The sequence below is a fragment of the Nostoc sp. genome (assembly GCF_036916575.1).
In the GTDB taxonomy this organism is placed as follows: Bacteria; Cyanobacteriota; Cyanobacteriia; order Cyanobacteriales; family Nostocaceae; genus Nostoc.
This window is the reverse complement of the sequence record NZ_JBALGC010000061.1, coordinates 26,676-46,234: the sequence shown is the minus strand read 5'-3', so window position 1 is coordinate 46,234 and position 19,559 is coordinate 26,676. Positions and strand designations below refer to the sequence as shown.

Below are 19,559 nucleotides of genomic sequence, written 5' to 3'. Positions count from 1 at the left end.
GCCCAGATGTCCAGCTTTCCTACAGTGGACATGAAAACTTTACCTAGTGACAGCACACCCTCAACGACCAACCCAAATCGTCCTTGGCACAAAGGCGACCCAATTGTAGAACCCCAAGGCGTGTATCGACTACCGAATGGGAAACTCGTTATGAGTCGAGAATGTTCTTAATTTAATAACAAGAATATGTACCCAATCTTAAGGTGGTTTGCCATTTCAGGTTCTTGCATGGCGACCTCAGCTTGCCTTGCCCTCAGTGCAATGGCTCAGTCCACACCACCACCAGGCGTCACCATTCCCCCAACTGCGCCTGACGCGGTTGAACAAACCATTCCCAAACCCTCTGAATCACCTCGTCCTCTCCCTAGTGAAACGCCTACATTACCACCACTACCCGAACTGCAACCTCCCCCGACCCCAGAGCAACCAGAGGTTACTTCCCCGTCGAGCGATCGCTTCTTCGTCAAAAAAGTGGAAGTGCAGGGAAATACCGTCTTGCAGGACGAAATTGCCAAATTAACCCAGCCTTACCAGAACCGCTCAGTCACCTTTGAAGAGTTGCTCGAACTGCGCTCTGCCATTATTCAACTCTACATTAAAAATGGCTACATCACTTCTGGAGCCTTCTTGCTCAACAATCAAGACCTCAGCACTGGTATAGTCAAAATTCAAGTTGTAGAGGGCAAACTCGAGCAGATTGAAATTGGTGGCTTAAGGCGATTGCGAGAAAGCTATGTGCGATCGCGCATCATTCGCGCCACCTCTACTCCCTTAAACCAGCCACGCCTAAAAGAAGCCTTGCAACTGTTGCAACTCGATCCGCTCATTGAGCAGGTAAATGCTGAGTTAGCCGCAGGTAGCACTCCGGGGAACAATATCTTACGGGTCAGTCTCAAAGAAGCACCTGCCTTTCATACTGCCTTCACCATAGATAACAACCAATCTCCCAGCATTGGTTCCATCCAAGGTAGCATAGAAGTCAGTCATGATAATCTGTTGGGATTTGGCGATCGCCTCAGTGCCAGATACGGTCGTACTGAAGGACTTAACCTCTACGACATCAATTATACTATCCCTGTGAATGCTCGCAATGGTACTCTTAGCTTCCGCTATAACAATGACGATAGCCGCATTATTGAAGAAGATTTTCGGAATATAGGTATTAGAAGCGAGACTCAAACATATTCCCTCGGTTTTCGTCAGCCAATCACAAGAACACCAACTAGTGAATTTGCATTCGGCTTATCCTTAGACCTGCGTCGCAGCCAAACATATATACTCAACGACACTCCCTATTCCTTCACAGAAGGTCCGGAAAAGGGGGAAAGCAAAGTTACAGTGATTCGGTTTTCTCAACATTGGGTGAATCGCGGCACCAGACGAGTCTTAGCCGCTCGGTCTCAATTCAGTCTAGGGATAGATGCGTTTGATGCAACCATTAATAACACAGGTACTGACGGGCAATTCTTTTCCTGGTTGGGACAATTTCAGTGGGTGCAGCAGTTGTCACCCAGAAATCTGTTAGTAGCGCGAATTGATGCCCAGCTAACCCCAGATTCTTTGCTATCTTTGGAACGCTTCAGTATAGGTGGAGTTGATACAGTTCGAGGCTACCGACAAAACCAACTCGTTGCCGACAATGGCATCCTGGGTTCAGTCGAGGTTCGCGTTCCCCTGACATCAGATCCCAAAGTACTACAGTTAGTGCCTTTTTTTGAAATCGGTACGGTCTGGAATCATCGAGAAATTGACCCCGACCCGGCGACAATTGCCAGTTTAGGACTGGGTTCGCGCTGGCTGATTATCCCCGATTTATCGTTGCACCTAGACTATGGTATTCCCTTAATTTCAGTTGGCGATCGGGGCAACTCGTTGCAAGAAAACGGTCTCTACTTTTCAATACGCTATCAGCCGTTTTGAAATGCTCCAAACATCCTTTAATGAGACTTAGACAAAACAGATGGATTTTTCTTTCTAGCGATGCCTGCGGCAAGCCGTTAAAAGCGTCTACGCATAGGCTGAAATCTTTATTTATTAAGACATTCGACTTTTTTCATTTCACCAGAATTAATCACAATAGAAAAAGTTTCACGCCCCAGACCAGAACTTGTGCCCAATAAAGTAGGCTACTTAGCTTAATTGGATAAAGTCGAACTAATCTGTCGAAGAAACTCAATATTCAAATCTAGCTTTTCTCCTAACCATAGGGAATGAACCGCGTGGTCTGCCACAGCATCGCCTGTCTCAGGGTGGACAAGAATATCCAATCCCTCACGATTGAGCATTAACCAAGGAATGACTTTATCAAACTGATCCGGTAAAAAAGCAACTTGATACATTCCTTTTGGGTGGGGCCCAATAGGCTTATCAAACCAGCGTCCGAGTTGCACATCAAACCTAGCGCCCAATCCCTCACGTACACGCGCTGCTACATCCCGACTCGCGGTATCGAAGTAAACATGAGCATGAAAACCAGTGATCTCGATAGTATCTTCTTTCATAGATCCACTTTTCGCTCTCAACTCTAATTTTGGGTAGCGGACTTTTTCTTTTTTACTGAAAAAGCGATGTCTACGATGGTTCACTGAGCTTGTCGTACCACTTGCCTAGGGGACGCTTTGCGTAGCTTGCTTCCACGAAGTGGTACGTGGAAGCAAGCTAGCAAGAGCGTCTCGTAGAGAAGTGCGGGCTACGCCTACGCTCAATTTTAGCCCAATACCGTGCAGTAAGGATCGGTTGTGGAGATTGACTCTACAGAGGTCATTGATTCAGGTAAATAGGTAGGCGAGAATAAACCAAATTCTGAATTTGGTTTGCTAAGATTTATGCAATGTTAATAGTTAGTCAACCTTGAAAGTGCTTGTAGTTTTGTTGATAACTTCATCTGTTAGAGGAGTAAGTGAAAGATGGACAACATGCACTGAACAAGGAGCATGGTGAAGAACATAGTTACTCACACTACCGAGAAATATTTCCATCAGCCCAGAACGACCCCGACGCCCCATGACAATTAGGTCAGCGCCATAACTACGGGCTAAGTCACAAATGATGCGACCGGGATTACCAATATTTTGTGTAAATTCCGTAGTTACACCTGCTGTGTTAGCTTGGGCACAGAAAGATTGCAACATCTGGATGCCTTTAGTTTTAAAGGTATCCCACTGGTTTTGGTATAACTCGAAGCTTTCACTGCTTAATCCCGGATAGTAGTCCAAATTAGACAGCATAGGGCCGTAAGGACTACCCTCTTCTTCGGGAGATAGGACATGCAGTAGCATTAAACTAGCTTGTGTTAACTTTGCTAAACCCAACGCTTCCTCAAAAACCTGTTGACCTATTTCTGAGCGATCTAATGCAACTAGAATCTTTTTAAACATTATATAGACCTCCGATTTCGTTAGTAATTGGTCTTTACGGTTTCGGGTTTCCAAATGCTGGATTGCCAAAAATGACTAATCCCTCAACTATGTTTGGCAAGTTTCGATTTTAAATTTCTTAAAGCTTTTCGCCCCATATTTATGTTTATATTAAAATAATCTGAGGAACTTGTGAAGAAAGCAAAGATAAATCTTTGCTCATCAATGAGTATTCCGTTTTAGAAGACACATTTTTAGACCCTGAGGCTAAATTCCTCTCTCAAAATTGGGAGAAGGACTTTGACGCTTGCTTCCCCTTCTGGCAAGTTTACCAGAAGGAGCTAGAGGATGAGGAAAAATACGTGTTCTAAGTGAATTCGCTATATTACTTAATAATCGCACTTGAGGAATCAGAGGTGCGATCGCAACGTAATTACAGATACAATTATCAGTCTGTTAGAACGCTTTGGGTTAAAATTTTCATTACTTTGCCTGGTTCAGAAGCACAAGATTCACAAAAGGATGAGGAACAATTTTTATTAACTTTCTTGAACTCGATGATTTATCATATTGATTCAGTGTCTTCCACTGCTAAAAACTCATGTAATTATTCTATAAGGAATAAAGCATAATAAATATTATGTTCTATTTTCTCGACTTCAAAAAAAAGCGATCACTTCATTAAGTTGCTTGATTGCTGCTTTTTGATTTATTCCTTGTCCGACTATTCCATTGTCTAGGCATAAAGCAACCTAATAACCTGCACTCTTTTACAAAACTGTTGTGTATAAGTCCATAAATATACCAACTTTTTTATCGAGGCCACACTTTAATAGCTATATTAGCTAAATATTCAGCACGACTTTTGATTTCTTCTTCATTCCAAACATCTACCTTTCGGAAATACTGATTCAAAGTCACATTACTAGCTCTTAAAATTTTCAATTTTTCTTCAAAGGATTTATTAGACAATTCAGAGTTATATTGTGTTAGCGTGAGATTACCTATAGTGTGAAGCCATTCCTTATGCGCCTTGTTATAATCTGCGCCTAACATTTCTTGCCACTCTTTACGTAAAGGGGACTTTTGGGGCATAATATGCTCAAGGCTCATAGGCAGAGTATCAACACGCTCCTTACTCAAAGATTGTTCTATACTTTCTAATAAAAACTTCACACGTTCATTTGCTGCCGAGCTTTTATTATTATATAAAGGTTCATTGATGATATGCTGAGAGAATAAATTGTCATCAGGAAATACTTGAGTTTTCTCAAAGCTGATTAGAACTTGGCGTAATCCATTTACTAAATCTTCAGGATTTTTTTGCTTTACTTGCTTATAAAGATTGTTAAAGGTTGTGCCTAAAGCTCTAGTAGGAATCCCGACAATCCAACGGCGTACAAAATAAGATTCTAAATATCGCAGGATTTTCTCAAAATCTTGAATAGATAAGCGTTGTGATTCATATTCATAATAAATATTCAGGAGAAATATATGACAAGTAGTAAAATCCAATTTTTTTAAACGCTGAAACCAATACTTTAGTTTTGGTTCTTGTTCTTCCTCATCAAAATTAAGACGTAGATAGTAATTAGTAAATTTTATAAGGTTATGTAACTCAGCCTTGATACCTAATTCAGGTTTTTCAAAGCGTTTAGCCGATTCATCAAAACGTTGTTTAATTGATTTATAAACGGCTTTTTCATTAACTGCCTCTCCATCTTTACGCAGATAAAACCAAAATGCCTTAGTTAGTTCTTCTGCATATTCCTTTTGCTTCATATTTAACTTAAAACTTTCTTGAAGAGGCAACCATTCGTTGTTGTAAACTTCATCCCTTTCTTCAGAAGGTAACTTCATAAATATATAGTTACGAACTAAGTCTGCCTGGGTTAATTCTTCTCCTTTGTTATTTAAGCTTTCAAAAATAAGATATGGGTTATCGTTGTTATCAGAAGTAATATTTACTAATACTAAACGTTCTAAAATAATATTTTTAAATTTTGTAAAGTCTAATAAAACATCCTCATCTACAAAAGGCTTTTTCAACTTGCTATCAAAAAATTTATAAGCTTCATGTATTGCTCCTGATTGTGATTCTTTATTTTTAGCCTTAGGTGTCTTATTGTCGATAATGCTTTTATATGCGTCACAGTCATCCTGAGTAGGCAGCACTTTATAAAAATCATCATTTTTTTGATACTTGTTTATTAAAAAAAATTCATGTATCTGTTCTGCTATTTGTTTGTCAGACTTCTTGAGATAATTTCTTAATGCCGCCAAGAGAATACTAAGGGTTGTAAAACGTTGTTGTCCGTCTATAACAATATATCGACTTATACCGTCAGCGGTTCCCAGTTCAGCTTGGGTTACTATAGGCCCAAGAAAATAAAAGCCTTTTTCATCATCATTATAGAGACTTATCAAATCTTCCCACAGAGTCTCCCAGTTCTCCTTTTTCCAAGAGTATGGTCGCTGAAAAAGAGGTATTTGAAACTGTTTACCACCTTCTAGTAAGTTACGGAGACTTGTTTCTGATGCTTTCATAGTTGTTATTTGCTTTATGTATCATATACGATAATAACTAAATTTTTGTATTACTAAAGACTTACGTGTGATTGATTTGCATTAAAAAGCCCGCTAATGCGGGCTTCGTTCGTGTAGCCCCAGGCTTTAGCCTGCGGCGTTTCATGTCAATTATTACCTACCTCACCGCAGTCGGCATACCCAAAATATCTTCAATCTTCAGCATGTCTTCCAACGCAATCACGCGCCCTTCATCCTCAAAACCAGCAATTTGATCGAAGTTCAAATAGCGATACAAATCATCGGCAAAAGGATGAATTCTCCTCGCCACAATATCTAAATATTCCTGCACTGTCGGAAGCCGTCCCAGCAGCGCACAAACTGCGGCTAATTCTGCTGAACCAAGATACACTCGCGCATCTTTACCCATGCGATTATTGAAGTTGCGGGTAGAGGTAGAAAACACTGTTGTACCATCAGCAACTCGCGCCTGATTACCCATGCACAAGCTGCATCCTGGTATTTCTGTCCGCGCACCCGCAGCCCCAAAAACGCTGTATACACCTTCTTCTTTTAATTGGTGTTCATCCATGCGCGTTGGTGGTGATATCCATAGACGAGTTTTCACTTCACCTGCGCCTTCCAAAACTTTGGCTGTTGCCCGATAATGACCAATATTCGTCATACAAGAACCGACGAATACTTCTTGCACTGGATCATTAGCAACTTCTGATAATAACTTAACATTATCGGGGTCATTGGGAGCAGCAACAATTGGTTCTTTGATTTCATTCAAATCAATTTCAATTATTTCGGCATACTCAGCATCAGCATCGCCTGACAATAACACGGGATTTGCTAACCATTCTTCCATCTTTGCCACACGGCGCAGCATGGTACGCGGATCATGATAGCCCCGTGCGATCATATTTTTCAGCAGCGCTACGTTGGAACGCAGATATTCAGAAATTGTTTCTACACTCAGCTTAATTGTACATCCGGCACAAGAACGCTCGGCACTAGCATCAGTGAGTTCAAAGGCTTGTTCAACTTTTAAATCTGGTAAACCTTCTATTTCCAGAATTCGCCCGGAGAAAACGTTTTTCTTATTCTGCTTCTCTGCTGTCAGCAAACCTTTTTGAATTGCCACGTAGGGAATGGCATTCACAACATCCCGCAGGGTGATACCTGGTTGCAATTCACCTTTAAATCTTACCAATACTGATTCTGGCATATCTAAAGGCATGACACCCAAGGCAGCTGCAAAGGCTACTAACCCTGAACCGGCGGGGAAGGAAATACCTAAGGGGAAGCGAGTGTGAGAGTCGCCGCCAGTTCCCACGGTGTCAGGTAGCAGCATCCGGTTTAACCAAGAGTGGATGATACCATCACCGGGACGGAGGGCGATACCGCCACGGGAGGCAAAGAAGTCGGGGAGTTCGTGATGGGTTTTGATGTCTACTGGCTTGGGATAAGCAGCTGTGTGGCAGAAACTTTGTATCACTAAGTCTGCGCTGAAACCAAGACAAGCGAGTTCCTTCAATTCGTCGCGGGTCATGGGGCCTGTGGTATCCTGGGAACCAACGGTAGTAATGATGGGTTCGCAGGATGTGCCGGGACGCACACCAGTTAATCCGCAAGCTTTACCTACCATTTTCTGTCCTAAGGTGTAGCCTTTGCCTGTATCAAAGGCTTGCTGAGGACGGGTGAAAATGGTGCTGGGTTGTAAACCAAGTGCAAGACGAGTTTTGTCGGTGAGGGTACGTCCGATAAGTAAGGGGATGCGTCCACCTGCGCGGACTTCATCAAGGATGGTATCAGGTTTGAGGGCAAAGGTGGAAATGACTTCGCCTGCTTCGTTGGTGATTTCGCCTTTGTAGGGATGGATGGTAATTACCATACCAGTTTCCAGTTTGGTGACATCGCACTGAATAGGCAAAGCACCGGCATCTTCGGCTGTGTTAAAGAAGATTGGCGCGATCGCACCACCTAAAACATAACCCCCAGCGCGTTTATTTGGCACAAAAGGTATATCATTTCCCATGTGCCACAATACGGAGTTGATTGCAGATTTACGCGAGGAACCTGTACCAACTACATCTCCCACATAAGCTACAGGATGCCCTTTTTTCTTCAGTTCGGCAATGGTTTTCAAACTTCCCGGTTGGCGTGACTCTAACATCACTAAGGCGTGTAAGGGAATATCTGGGCGAGTTGTGGCGCTTTGGGCAGGGGATAAGTCGTCGGTATTGGTTTCGCCAAGGACTTTAAAAACGGTGACAGTGATAGCTTCTGGTACTGTGGGGCGAATAGTAAACCATTCAGCTTCCGCCCAAGAGTCAATCACCCGCTTGGCGAAAGGATTGGTTTTAGACAACTCTAAAACATCGTGGAAGGCATCGTACACCAAGAGGATTTTGCTTAAGGCGTTGGCGGCGTAGGCGGCGATGGGTTCCTTTCCTTGTCCACCCATTACCAGAGGTGTTTCAGATGAGTCTGAGAGGGATACGGTGGGCCATTGCAGCAGTTCGATTAAAGATTGCACATTATAACCACCTACCATCGTCCCTAGCAATTGCACCGCTTCTATGCGCGAAACCAAGGGACTGGTGATTTCCTTTTTGGCAATCGCGGTGAGAAATCCAGCTTTGACATAAGCTGCTGGATCAACACCAGGAGAAACGCGATCGCTCAATAGATGCAATAATATATCCTCTTGACCTTTTGGCGGATTTTTCAGTAATTCGCATAATTCTGAGGTTTGCTTCGCATCCAATGGCAAAGGGGGAATACCGAATTGGGCGCGTTCCGCAACATGCTTACGGTATTGTTCTAGCATTTTTATGTTCTCCATTGGGATGTTCTCCCTTTAATTATGAAATATTTTTAGGCAATTCTTGGCTATAAAAGTTTACCTAATTTTTATAGCTGAAAGCCTTATGAGTAATCGGTTGTTTGCAAATCTTTTTTATACTGAAAGTTTAGTTTTCGTCAAGCAAATATCTTTAAACTTTCATAGAATACGAGCAACCCTGTTTAGTGTAGCTGTAGAATCCGACTTTGTGATAAATTAATTAATCATATTAATGATTTATAGTGGTTCTCGATCGAGTAAGGTAAAAATTGTACTTCACTTCCATTGCTCTCTCCTAAAAGAAGAGAGGCTTTGAATTTTTCCCACTTCCCAAACCGGGAATGGGGTTAGGGGGTTAGGTCTATTTGCATACCTGTATCTCACCAAATTGAAAATGGCTATATCCTTATTGTTGGTTTAACCAAGTTTCTAAATCAGCAACACTATAAAAGTCTAGCAATGCTTCTCCTAAATTTTCTAATTGCTCAATCGATAAGCCTTGAATTTGCTTGATTAATGATGCATTAATCTCACCAATCCGGCGATTGAGTTAGCGTAAAACTAAACGTGGTTCTCCTTGTTTATTTCCTTCCTGTAGAGCTTGTTCTCTGTCTCTTTGATAAAGTGGTTCTAGTCGCATAATTAACTCTTTATCAATCGAAATGAATTAGATTGATTGTTGGTTTAACCAAGTTTCTAAATCAGCAACAATAGAAAAATCTAGCAATGCTTCTCCTAAATTCTCTAATTGTTCAATAGATAAGCCTTTAATTCGCTCGATTAATGAGGCATCAATTTCACCAATACGGCGATTTAGTAGACGCAGTATTAAGTCTTGTTCTCCTTTTTGTTTTCCCTCTTGCCTTCCCTCTTCTTTAGCTTGTTCTCTATCTCTTTGATAAAGTGGTTCTAGTCGCATAATTAACTCCCGATCATCTGCTTCTAATTCTTGATTTACTCTCAAGTTTTCGCGCAAGTTATAAACTAATTCCAGGGTTGCTTTCTGGTATGGATAATCTAATGGTAACCCTTGCAACTCGATAATTGCTTGCGACTGCACACTTCCCCTTCCTAAAAGCCTCAACCACAAAGTTTCCGGTGTTTGCGGTAGTTGGTGTATCGCCACAATTGCTGTCCGCAAGGCATCTGGTAGGAAATGTACTCCTAATAACTAACTCTCTTTTTGCATAGTTCCAAAGCTAGACAATCTAGTTTCAGATATGGTTGGTGTCAGAACCCACAATTTGGGAATATCTGAGTCTTGAAGTTTGGTTTTATTGGCTTTAGCATCTCGTCGCAATAAAGCCTTGACTTCTAATAATTTGAGAATACAATCGCAGATTTCATCAGTAGAAGCTGGATTGCGGAACGGTTCTATTATTGCAGGATGTTCAGCAAATCTTCCTAACAAACCCAGTATTTGTAAATTAGAGTTTTGCTGTTTGGCAGGAGTGAATAAAACATCTATTTCTTTAATCTCTCCTGCAACTTTTTCTGATGCTCTGATTTCTCCATAATCTTTTAGTAATTCTTCTAGATAGTCTTTAGCAAATTTATCATGTATAAACCGGGTCATTCAATTTTAAAATTGCGGAAGTTCTGGATTAATGCAAAGTTTTATTATATAGCAGTCCAGAATCATTCGTGAGACAATAGATCCCCGACTTCGTAAAAGTTGTCGGGGATTTGAACACCTTAAATGTCACATTTGGCTGATTAATTTTAATTTTTTATACCTCGCCCAAAATGCACTTAACTTTACCGCTTAAACTTCCACGCAATGGTATTAAGCGGTTATTGCATTTTGCTCTGATGTTTTATCTGTATTAGATTTCAAGCGCGTCAATCTGCTTTTACGGATGCGATCGCTGTCTCGAACGCCACCTGCAAGTTCATATTCATCGCTGTTTTTGCCGTATTTAAAACCAACCCCCACCAGCATTTTATCTGAAACCTGACTTAAGGTTTTTTCCATCTCATCCAGCTTTTTTCTAGAAGAGTCAATCATAGCTATAGCAGCGTTATAATCATCAAGCATATTGTGAAATTTCTCTATTAATTGAGTCAGGTTTTGTAAGCTGTAAGTATCATCAAAATTGATATTTGGATCAATAGCTTTCAGTCCAGCAACTCTAAATTCAGCTTTTTCTAGAATCCGGGAACTACGTTTTGTTCGAGGCACAATTTTACACCTTTAATAGCTTTACAGAACTATTTTGTCTTAATTGACCTGTATTTTGGTTCAGCAAAAAGCGCATTTTTATAACTAAAAGTTTTTATTAATGCCCGTGATTTCTCGGAATTTAATCACGAAAGGTTGATTTTTAGTGAAATAATATTATGTTTAAGTTGTACGAAAACTACAATGTTGTTGCAAAAGCGTAAGCATAGCCCGTCGTAGACATCGCACTTTTACTTCTATAACGGTTCTTGTACCCCTGCGGGTTCGCTCTTAGCGTTCTCGCAGAGTAGCCGCTACGCGTCTATGGATGCAATACACAATAGGGCACAGAAAAAGCTCATTGGTGTCAACTTAGGAAAAAATCTGCTTTGAGAGGACGTTTTGCCCTCATCCCCTAACCCTTCTCTCAACTTGGGAGAAGGAGAACTAGAGAATTTGCCCCCCTCTCCCAAAATTGGAAGAGGGGTTGGGGGTGAGGGTCAAACCTGGAAAGTTCGCCAAATCTAGCTTATACGTTAAGTTGACACTTATGAGCATTGTTGTGCCCCTACAAATGGTCTGTATTCCATGCAATTGAGAAGCGTTATGAGCGATCGCTTTAACTTTAAGCCTGAATGTTGTAACCTTAAGACTTGATGTTCTAGCTTTAAGACTTAATGTTGTAACCTTAAGGCTTGATGTTCTACCTTTAAGACTTCATCATATAACCTTAAGCCTGAATGTTGTAACCTTAAGAGTCAATGTTGTAACATTAATGACTAAAGTTTGTTAGTGAGTGCATTATAGCAAGCGTAGTATCTTAGCAATTTTTTTCATGTCTCGCTCTCAACGTAACTTTCAATCTGGCTTTTGCTATAGCAATCCTAAATCATTCGTGAACAACAAGATCCCCGACTTCTCAAAGAAGTCGGGGATCTGAGCCTCTCGATTTTCACAAATCAAATAGGATTGCTATACATTTGAGTCTGAATTAAGAATATTTTCACCAGACTAAAATGTTATTTATTCTACTCTAAACAAATTGCGAATTGCGAATTGCAAACTGCGAATTGGTTTAGATGTTACAGTTTACTAGTCTCCATGCGAGAGAAGAGACGCCCGAACCAAGGACGACCCAACGATCGGCTCAGCCACGGCCATACCGACAGAACAGTCAAAGGGAGGTGTCCAATAGGGAAGGCTGTATTAAAATTTACGTCTGAGTAACTAATCCACTCGGAAGAAACCATCCATTTTTTCACTCTCCATCCTACGCGATCGCCAAACTTTTCCCAGGCTTCTAGGTTATATTTGCCGTCAGCTTTACCGCCAACGCTCAAGTAAATATCCTTCTGGACGCTGAAGCCAAAGTGTCCATTGCTGTATTTTACCCATAAGTGGTCAATTGTGCGTAAGTCAGTGCCAGGAAAATTTAAGAGTTCGTCTTCGTAGAAGTTGTCGCCATATTCTTTACCTACAGCCTGAATCATCACCCGATAGGTTTCTTCGTCGGCTTCCTTCCAGTTTTTTGCTGCTAGTAAGTAGCGTAGTCTGGTGTAATCTATGCCTTTTTCTGAGTCCAAGTTATCTGTTTGAGGTGCTGTAGGCTGAGTTATAGGCGTTGTCCCTGGCTTGTCCCCAGTAATGCCCCAAATCAGCTTTCTGCATAAATCAAGGAACTCTACAATAAACTTGACCAAATGCTATCAGAGAAAGGAGAGATTGAATTTTAGAATTTAAATTCTTTGTTGGATGCTTTGGGGTTACAGTTAGCAGTAACAGTGAAGTCTTAATACAGAGCGATCGCACATAACTATAAATCAGCAACCCCTATGATAGTAATTACATCTGTGCATCCACCCGCAGCCGTTCATCTGATCATCTTACCCTTAGCCCTAATAAAGTCATGTCAGTTGCCCAAAAATTAGAACCAGCAGAAGATATAATATTTCCACCAGCAGATATCTACAGTGACGAACCACCATTGGAAAGCGATTTACATCTGCGCCAAATTATTCTGTTATTACAATGCTTGGAATTGTGGTGGCAAAATCGCAATGACTTTTATGCGGCGGGAAATTTGACAATTTACTATAGCCAACGTCAACTGAAATCAGAGGAATTTCGCGGCCCAGACTTTTTTGTGGTGCTAGGATGTGAAAAAAAACCGCGCAAAAGTTGGGTGATTTGGCAAGAAGATGGTAAATATCCGAATATCATTGTCGAGTTGCTTTCGTCTTCCACAAAAGCCACAGACAAAGGCTTAAAAAAACAAATCTACCAAGATATCTTTCGCACACCAGAGTATTTTTGGTTTGATCCCCATAATTTAGAATTTGTAGGGTTTCATTTAGTAGACGCTCATTACCAACCAATAGAACCGAACTCCCAAGGTTGGTTATGGAGTCAGCAGTTAGATTTATATTTGGGTGTGCAGGATAATCAATTACGCTATTTTACAGCACAAGGGCAGTTAGTGCCGACACCGCAAGAATTGGCAGAACAAGAAAAGCAGCGTGCGGACGAAGAAAGACAGCGTGCTGAACAGGAAAAGCAGCGCGCAGAACGCCTAGCCGCTAAGTTGCGAGAATTAAATATTGACCTCAATCTTCTATAAAATAGTGATTTTGTTGCCAAGCGATTCGGTTTTATTGGTAATTGATCGCACCTTGAATCTTCAGATGACAATACAATGTTTTCTATAACTCAAGGCAATTGAGTAGGTGAGGTTGATGAGTCCGTCACTTGAAAAAATTTTAAGCGAGATTGAGCAATTGACCCCAGAAGAGCAATTGACGGTGATGGGGCATTTGGTAAAGCGTGTAAAAAGCACGTCATTCAAGCGCAACCAAAACGCAAGTGGAGCGACTTGAAAGGTATGGCCCCCTATCCCCTATGCGGTGAAGATGCTCAAGAGTGGCTTTCACGAACTCGACGGGAAGGGGATGAGCATCGAGAAAGATTGTCCCAAACAAAGTAATGAAGATTAATGATGCTTTAGTCGGAGTTTCTCGGTTATTTGTCGATACAGCACCCGTGATTTATTTTGTAGAACGCAATCCGCAATTTGTCGATTTAGTTGAACCAATTTTTGGGGAGCATCGCAAATGTGTAAAAACATATTTTGTCATTGCGAGCGAAACGAAGTGAAGCGTTCGCGGAGCGTCTCGTAGAGAAGCAATCGCAGCATCTAGAATTTGCGATTGCTTCATTTCGCTATGCTTCATTCGCAATGACTATCCCCTAATTGGGTAAATTTGCTTGCATTGGGATGCTCCCAATTTTTGAGCGTTTAGATGCTGACATTACAGCAGTAACATCTGGGATAACTTTATCAGAGTGTTTAGTAGGTGCTATCCGTCTGGGGTTAGCGGATTTATAGCGGGCTTTTGTTGATGTGTTGCAACAAGATCAAGTGGTTTTTGTGGAGATTAATGCTGTAATTGCGCGAAAAGCTGCAAGAATGCGAGTACGTTATAACCTTCATTTACCCGATGCGTTGCAGACAGCAGCAGCTTTAATGGCTAGTTGTGATGCTTTTTTGACCAATGATGTAGCTTTGAAGCGAGTGACTGAGTTGAGAGTTTTGGTAGTGAGTGAGTTAGAGGTAATGTAGTCAACAGCGATCGCTTTAACCTTAAGCCTTCATGGTGTAACCTTAAGCCTTAATGTTCTAGCTTTAAGGCTTAATCATATAACCTTAAGGCTTCATCTTGTAACCTTAAGGCTTAATCTTCTAGCCTTAAGGCTTCATGTTATAGCTTTAAGGCTTAATGATGTAACCTTAAGAATCAACCTTATAACATTAATGACCAAAGTTTGATTTGGGTGGTATTGGGGAGGACGTTGCAAGAATGTGCCGCTATATATCGTCAGTTTTGTAAGAAATATCGACCAAAGCCGAAGCTAGAAAAATAAACTTTTGACTTTCGACTTTTGATTTTTGACTTCCCGTTAGGGAGGGGTAGTCGTTTTTTACCTTCTTTGAAGAATAAAGGTAAGAAGAAGTCACCGGGACAGATGAGTTTACCTTGGGACAAGCAGAGAGTCACAGAAGATACTGAGGTGCAGGAGGTAGCAGAAAAATTTATTCTGGCGAACTGTTATGACCCCGCAGTGCCAGGTATCAGAATTATGAGTTGTTCGGCAACTTTGATAACCGCAGGCTTATCCTTGCTATTGTGGCAAAGAAAAACATCAAACTTTTCCATCGCTTACTCCTCCACACCTGCAATTTTTGCCAACGCCTTAGCGTAGTCTTCCAACCCACCTCGCAAAACTTCCAACTCACTTCGCAACTTCGGTTCCTCCGACCAACTCTGCTCATGTTCCTTGGGACTCATCCCCAGAGGTCGTCTAGCTTCCCACGTTTCAACAACGGATGCCATTTAGCCAAAAACGGTCTTAACCCATTATTTAACACAGCAATGGCAATTCCCCCAACAGAATCACGAGCAGCACCCACATCCGGCCCGGCTGCTTTGAGAACTTCGCGGGTTGTACCAAATAAACTATAAAGATAGTTCATCGCTTCCCGGACTAAACCCTGGTCAACTTCTAATGGTTGCACAGCAATGCGCGTCACCAATTCCACATACAGCGACCAAGCGGCTTTCTGTTGTGTGGTGTTAACTTTCCACGACATCGAACCAATGCCAAAAGGCAGACTTACAGATACAGTCTCTAAAGAAACGCGATGCCTACGGCGGGCTATGCCTACGCGCATATATATTTATAGTAAATTTAACTAATAATTTTAATTATAGTAATTAATGTTACTAGTCTATAAATTGTTCAGAATTAGTGACTATAATCTCAGTATTTAACCTAAACTTTTATGCTATTATCTAGATATTTTTAACTAATTAAGATACAATAATAAATTTGTTCGTTGCATCACCTTCCTTTGTATATGCCCAAAAGTTACACCGTAGAAATTCATCACCAAGGCGAAATTCATACCTTGCAAGTTCCTGAAGATAAAACTATCTTATCAGTTGCCGATGCTGCTGGTTTAGATTTGCCGAGTTCTTGTCATGCAGGTGTTTGCACAACTTGCGCCGGTCAAATAAGCGAGGGAACTGTGGATCAAACTGATGGTATGGGCGTTAGTCCAGATTTGCAAAAGCAAGGTTACGTATTGCTTTGTGTTGCTAAACCCCTTTCTGATTTGAAAGTTCAGACGGAAAAAGAAGAAATAGTTTATCAGTTACAATTTGGCAAAGACCAATAATCAGTAAACAGTTATCAGTATCCGGGTTGATTATTGATAACTGTTCACTTACATTACCAAATCTGATAAATAATATAAATATTTCAGAGCAACTGATATCAGCTATTCTATAAACTACAAATCAACAGGATTTACCAAGATGACGACTCATTTCATTACCGCAGAAATTGATTTACAAGAAACTCCCACAGAATTGCTAAAAGCAATTGAAACAGAGTTGAACAAACAGGGTGAACCCCTGCGTTGGGCAGTTACCTCTGTGGACGTTGACAAACAAAAAGCTATAGTTGAAGCTGTGGTGACAAAGAATACCCAGTCTTAAGTAGTGAGTGCTGAGTTAGAAATTAATAGTTGAGAGTAGGCAAAGACTATTTCATTTTCATCTAGCCCGCCTCAGAATGAATTCATCAGTTTAATAACGAAAGTCGTCTAAAGACGACTGAGAAAAGGTTATATAGCGGTTCTCGTTTGGATGCAATACACTTTGACCTCTCTCCAAACCTCTCTCCTAAAAGGAGGAGCCACTGCGTTGGGCGGCTCTGCCGACTTGTTCGCTCTTAGCGTTCCCGCAGGGTAGCATGTGGCGTCAGAGGCTTTGAATTTTACTCCCCTTCCCTTGTAGGGAAGGGGCTGGGGGTTAGGTCTGTATTGCGCTCAACTGAGAAGCGCTATAGTCCCTTAAAACGCAATCCGGTTCACTTAAGAAAAATTGTAGGTTGGGTAGTAGCTTGCTTAAGAGTAGGGGTACGAAGTGAAACCCAATAAAGTCACGGAAGTGTTAGGTTACCCTTCTCCTGTCAGAGACGCTACGCGAACGGGAAGCCGCCCTCCGGGCGTCTACGTTCCTTAACCCAACCTACGCAGAAGTTGAGTTTTAGGCTTAACCCAAGCGTATTGCCTTAAAACGGACTTTTGTTATGAGGCGCAAAACTTTAGTTCTGGGCGGTTCATGTCTAGAACGAAATAGCCTTGGAGAGTGAGAAGTAATTATAATTTTTACTCATAACTCACAACTGGGCACTGATAACTATAAGATGAATCGTCCATACACAGCTATCTTAATTGTGCCAACTGGCGTTGGGGCTGCCATTGGGGGTTATGCCGGAGATGCTTTACCTGTTGCCAAAGTTATAGCGCAGGTTTGCGATCGCCTAATTACTCACCCCAATGTCCTTAATGGTGCAAGTTTGTATTGGAATCTCCCAAACACCTTCTATGTTGAAGGTTACGGGCTTGACAAATTTGCTTCTGGATGCTGGGGTTTGCGTTCAGTCCGCAGCAACAAAGTAGGTTTGCTTTTAGACCAAGCCATTGAGCCAGAGTTGCGATTACGACATATACAAGCAGCAGATGCAGCTAGAGCAACTTTGGGATTGACCCTCACAGATTATGTAATTACTGATGCACCATTAAATGTAGAATTACGGACGACAGCATCGGGAGCTAGTTGGGGAACAATTGGCAACCCGGATAGCTTGTTACGGGCAGCTGAGATATTAATTAAAAAAGCGGGGGCAGAAGCGATCGCAGTTGTTGCCCGTTTCCCCGATAATATAAATGAGGAAGCAGTACAGAAATACTGCCACGGTGAAGGCGTTGATCCTTTAGCGGGTGCAGAAGCCGTAATTAGCCATTTATTAGTACGAACCTTTCAAATTCCTTGCGCCCATTCTCCTGCCCTTTTGAGCGAACCTCCACAACCTGATTTATCTCCCCGTTCCGCTGCTGAAGAATTGGGCTATACCTTTTTGCCCTGTGTCCTTGTAGGATTAAGTCATGCTCCACAATTTATAATAGAGAAAAGACTGATCCCATCAGAGCAAGAAGATATTTGGGCAGATCAAGTGGATGCTGCGATCGTACCTGCAACTGCTTGTGGTGGCAGTGCCTTATTGAGTTTAAGCCAAAGACGATGCCAAATAATTACAGTTGAAGAAAATAAAACTCTGATAAAAGTTCCTCCCCAACCCTTGGGGATCAAATCTATACAGGTAAACTCATATTTAGAAGCAGTGGGTGTATTAGTAGCACACAAAGCAGGTATCAATCCCTCCGCTCTCTGTCCAAAATTATTACCTTTGCAGTCAGTAATTAAGAGTTAGGAGTTAGGAACGGAGCCGGAGACGCTCCGCCTCCGGTTAGGAGTTAAGAGTTAGGAGTTATAAGTTATTTCTCCCTCCGCTCCCCTGCTCCCTCTGCCTCCTCTGCCTCCCTGCCCACTCCCCACTCCCCCTAAAAACCTGTGGTTGAACAACACAAACAAGAGCCAGAAATTCCATACCTGACGCGCATCCAAGTACTTGGGGCGATGGGAGCGACTGCAATCATTTTGTTGATAGTCGCCAAACTGTCGTTATACTTTGGCAAGTTTTCCCTATTTTCTTGGGACTTGAATCAAAGAGAATTGCTGTTGGGTGTAGGGTTGGGGTTCGTCATCACCGTATTAAGTGGCTTAACTTATCGCCTTTGGACTGCCTATCGTAAAAGTGCAGATTATTACCTAGAAGTAGTACTAAAGCCTTTAGCTTTACCAGACTTAATTTGGCTGGGGTTGCTACCGGGGTTGAGTGAAGAATTATTATTTAGAGGTGTGATGCTGCCAGCTTTAGGCTCTGATATTACGGCTGTAATTGTATCCAGTTTTTGCTTTGGCATCTTGCATCTTAGCGGTTCCCAACAATGGTCTTATGTAATTTGGGCAACAATTGTCGGGATGATATTGGCATATAGCGCCCTGCTCACGGGCAACTTATTAGTGCCGATTGTCGCTCACATTATTACCAATTGGATTTCTAGCTATTTCTGGAAAATGTCGCAATTATCGGCAATTAAAAAATAAATTTTGAGCTTGTAGAAATTAGGGCGACGCCGATAGCGTCCCTTGCGCGTCTGGTAGAAAAGCTCTCTTCGAGTCTTGCCTACAGCACGCTGGCGCGAACGAGCGTCATAGCCCGCACTTCTCTACGAGACGCTCTTGCTAGCAAGATCCCCGTAGGGGTACAGCATGGTTCGACTACTTCGGCTCCTTTACCTCGGCTTTTCTACGAGACGCTCTTGCGTTCGCTCGGCACAAGTCGGCTTTGCTCAAGACTAGCGGCAGAGCCGCAATTGAAGAGCATTTCCAGCCTCTGTCCATTTACTACTAAGCTTATCTCCTGTCAAGCGCTTAAAGGTTTATTTTCGCATTATTCCTTCCCTTTCTTACGGGGGAGGCTAACTGTAAGAAGTTTGTATAACTATTGTTGAAAAAGAAAGATTGTTTGGCTCTCTTGCCAGAAAACCGCAACACCTGATGAGAAAATAATACATTAAAACAAAGCGAACGCCATTTTATTGTTAACAAGCCCGTTAATCAGACCGGATTTTTTTGAGGTCAAAGCCGACAAAAGTATTATGGAGCATGATGTAAAAAGTTAGTGCCTCAAAATA

At 41.8% G+C, this 19,559-nt stretch carries 17 protein-coding genes and 2 pseudogenes; 10 read left to right on the top strand and 9 right to left on the bottom strand.

Annotated features, from left to right (window positions below; all coding sequences use genetic code 11):
* The first annotated feature begins 228 nt into the window (after positions 1–228).
* Positions 229–1,920, top strand: coding sequence for a ShlB/FhaC/HecB family hemolysin secretion/activation protein (locus V7L29_RS13960; protein WP_334735853.1), 1,692 nt, complete (start codon positions 229–231; stop codon positions 1,918–1,920).
* Positions 1,921–2,135: 215 nt separating this feature from the next.
* On the opposite strand, the gene V7L29_RS13955 is transcribed toward V7L29_RS13960, so the two are convergent.
* The 8 genes and pseudogenes from V7L29_RS13955 to V7L29_RS13925 form a co-directional block, all read right to left on the bottom strand.
* Positions 2,136–2,501, bottom strand: a complete 366-nt coding sequence (locus V7L29_RS13955) for a DOPA 4,5-dioxygenase family protein (RefSeq protein WP_334735852.1) — start codon at positions 2,499–2,501, stop codon at positions 2,136–2,138.
* Positions 2,502–2,840: 339 nt separating this feature from the next.
* Entirely contained in the window at positions 2,841–3,377 is a 537-nt protein-coding gene (locus tag V7L29_RS13950) for a universal stress protein (RefSeq protein WP_334735851.1), read from the bottom strand.
* Between the two features lie 792 nt (positions 3,378–4,169).
* Positions 4,170–5,903 carry a DUF262 domain-containing protein gene (locus V7L29_RS13945; RefSeq protein WP_334735850.1) on the bottom strand — a complete coding sequence of 578 codons (1,734 nt, stop codon included), beginning with the start codon at positions 5,901–5,903 and terminating at the stop codon, positions 4,170–4,172.
* 157 nt (positions 5,904–6,060) lie between these two features.
* Positions 6,061–8,721, bottom strand: a complete 2,661-nt coding sequence (gene acnB, locus V7L29_RS13940) for a bifunctional aconitate hydratase 2/2-methylisocitrate dehydratase (protein ID WP_334735857.1) — start codon at positions 8,719–8,721, stop codon at positions 6,061–6,063.
* A 421-nt stretch (positions 8,722–9,142) separates the two neighbouring features.
* Entirely contained in the window at positions 9,143–9,274 is a 132-nt protein-coding gene (locus tag V7L29_RS35500; protein ID WP_442944189.1) for a DUF4351 domain-containing protein, read from the bottom strand.
* Between the two features lie 129 nt (positions 9,275–9,403).
* Positions 9,404–10,312, bottom strand: a pseudogene (locus V7L29_RS13935) (DUF4351 domain-containing protein).
* Between the two features lie 210 nt (positions 10,313–10,522).
* Positions 10,523–10,918 (bottom strand): hypothetical protein, encoded by a 396-nt coding sequence (locus V7L29_RS13930; RefSeq protein ID WP_334735849.1) that lies wholly within the window; start codon positions 10,916–10,918, stop codon positions 10,523–10,525.
* 1,061 nt (positions 10,919–11,979) lie between these two features.
* Complete coding sequence (locus V7L29_RS13925; RefSeq protein WP_442944188.1) at positions 11,980–12,597, bottom strand: GUN4 domain-containing protein; 618 nt, start codon at positions 12,595–12,597, stop codon at positions 11,980–11,982.
* 206 nt (positions 12,598–12,803) lie between these two features.
* Between V7L29_RS13925 and V7L29_RS13920 the strand changes: the two genes are divergently transcribed.
* The 5 genes from V7L29_RS13920 (at position 12,804) to V7L29_RS13900 (ending at position 15,154) form a co-directional block, all read left to right on the top strand.
* A complete protein-coding gene (locus tag V7L29_RS13920) occupies positions 12,804–13,514 on the top strand; it encodes a Uma2 family endonuclease (RefSeq protein WP_334735848.1) in 711 nt (236 codons plus the stop codon).
* Positions 13,515–13,629: 115 nt separating this feature from the next.
* Positions 13,630–13,770, top strand: a complete 141-nt coding sequence (locus V7L29_RS13915) for a hypothetical protein (RefSeq protein ID WP_334735847.1) — start codon at positions 13,630–13,632, stop codon at positions 13,768–13,770.
* A gap of 106 nt (positions 13,771–13,876) precedes the next feature.
* Positions 13,877–14,047, top strand: a complete 171-nt coding sequence (locus tag V7L29_RS13910; protein ID WP_334735846.1) for a hypothetical protein — start codon at positions 13,877–13,879, stop codon at positions 14,045–14,047.
* 247 nt (positions 14,048–14,294) lie between these two features.
* Positions 14,295–14,513: a type II toxin-antitoxin system VapC family toxin gene (locus V7L29_RS13905; RefSeq protein ID WP_334735845.1), complete on the top strand. Its 219-nt coding sequence runs from the start codon at positions 14,295–14,297 to the stop codon at positions 14,511–14,513.
* 404 nt (positions 14,514–14,917) lie between these two features.
* A complete protein-coding gene (locus V7L29_RS13900; protein WP_334735844.1) occupies positions 14,918–15,154 on the top strand; it encodes a hypothetical protein in 237 nt (78 codons plus the stop codon).
* On the opposite strand, the pseudogene V7L29_RS13895 reads toward V7L29_RS13900, so the two are convergent.
* Positions 15,112–15,542: pseudogene (locus tag V7L29_RS13895) on the bottom strand (hypothetical protein). The gene V7L29_RS13900 and the pseudogene V7L29_RS13895 overlap by 43 nt on opposite strands.
* A 267-nt stretch (positions 15,543–15,809) precedes the next feature.
* Here V7L29_RS13895 and V7L29_RS13890 point away from each other — a divergent pair.
* The 4 genes from V7L29_RS13890 (at position 15,810) to V7L29_RS13875 (ending at position 18,969) form a co-directional block, all read left to right on the top strand.
* Positions 15,810–16,130, top strand: coding sequence for a 2Fe-2S iron-sulfur cluster-binding protein (locus tag V7L29_RS13890; RefSeq protein ID WP_334691417.1), 321 nt, complete (start codon positions 15,810–15,812; stop codon positions 16,128–16,130).
* A 139-nt stretch (positions 16,131–16,269) separates the two neighbouring features.
* The gene (locus tag V7L29_RS13885; protein ID WP_334735843.1) at positions 16,270–16,452 is read left to right on the top strand and encodes a hypothetical protein; all 183 of its coding nucleotides are present in this window, start codon (positions 16,270–16,272) and stop codon (positions 16,450–16,452) included.
* Positions 16,453–17,164: 712 nt separating this feature from the next.
* The gene (locus tag V7L29_RS13880) at positions 17,165–18,232 is read left to right on the top strand and encodes a DUF3326 domain-containing protein (protein ID WP_334735842.1); all 1,068 of its coding nucleotides are present in this window, start codon (positions 17,165–17,167) and stop codon (positions 18,230–18,232) included.
* 140 nt (positions 18,233–18,372) lie between these two features.
* A complete protein-coding gene (locus tag V7L29_RS13875) occupies positions 18,373–18,969 on the top strand; it encodes a CPBP family intramembrane glutamic endopeptidase (RefSeq protein ID WP_334691420.1) in 597 nt (198 codons plus the stop codon).
* Positions 18,970–19,559 lie beyond the last annotated feature (590 nt).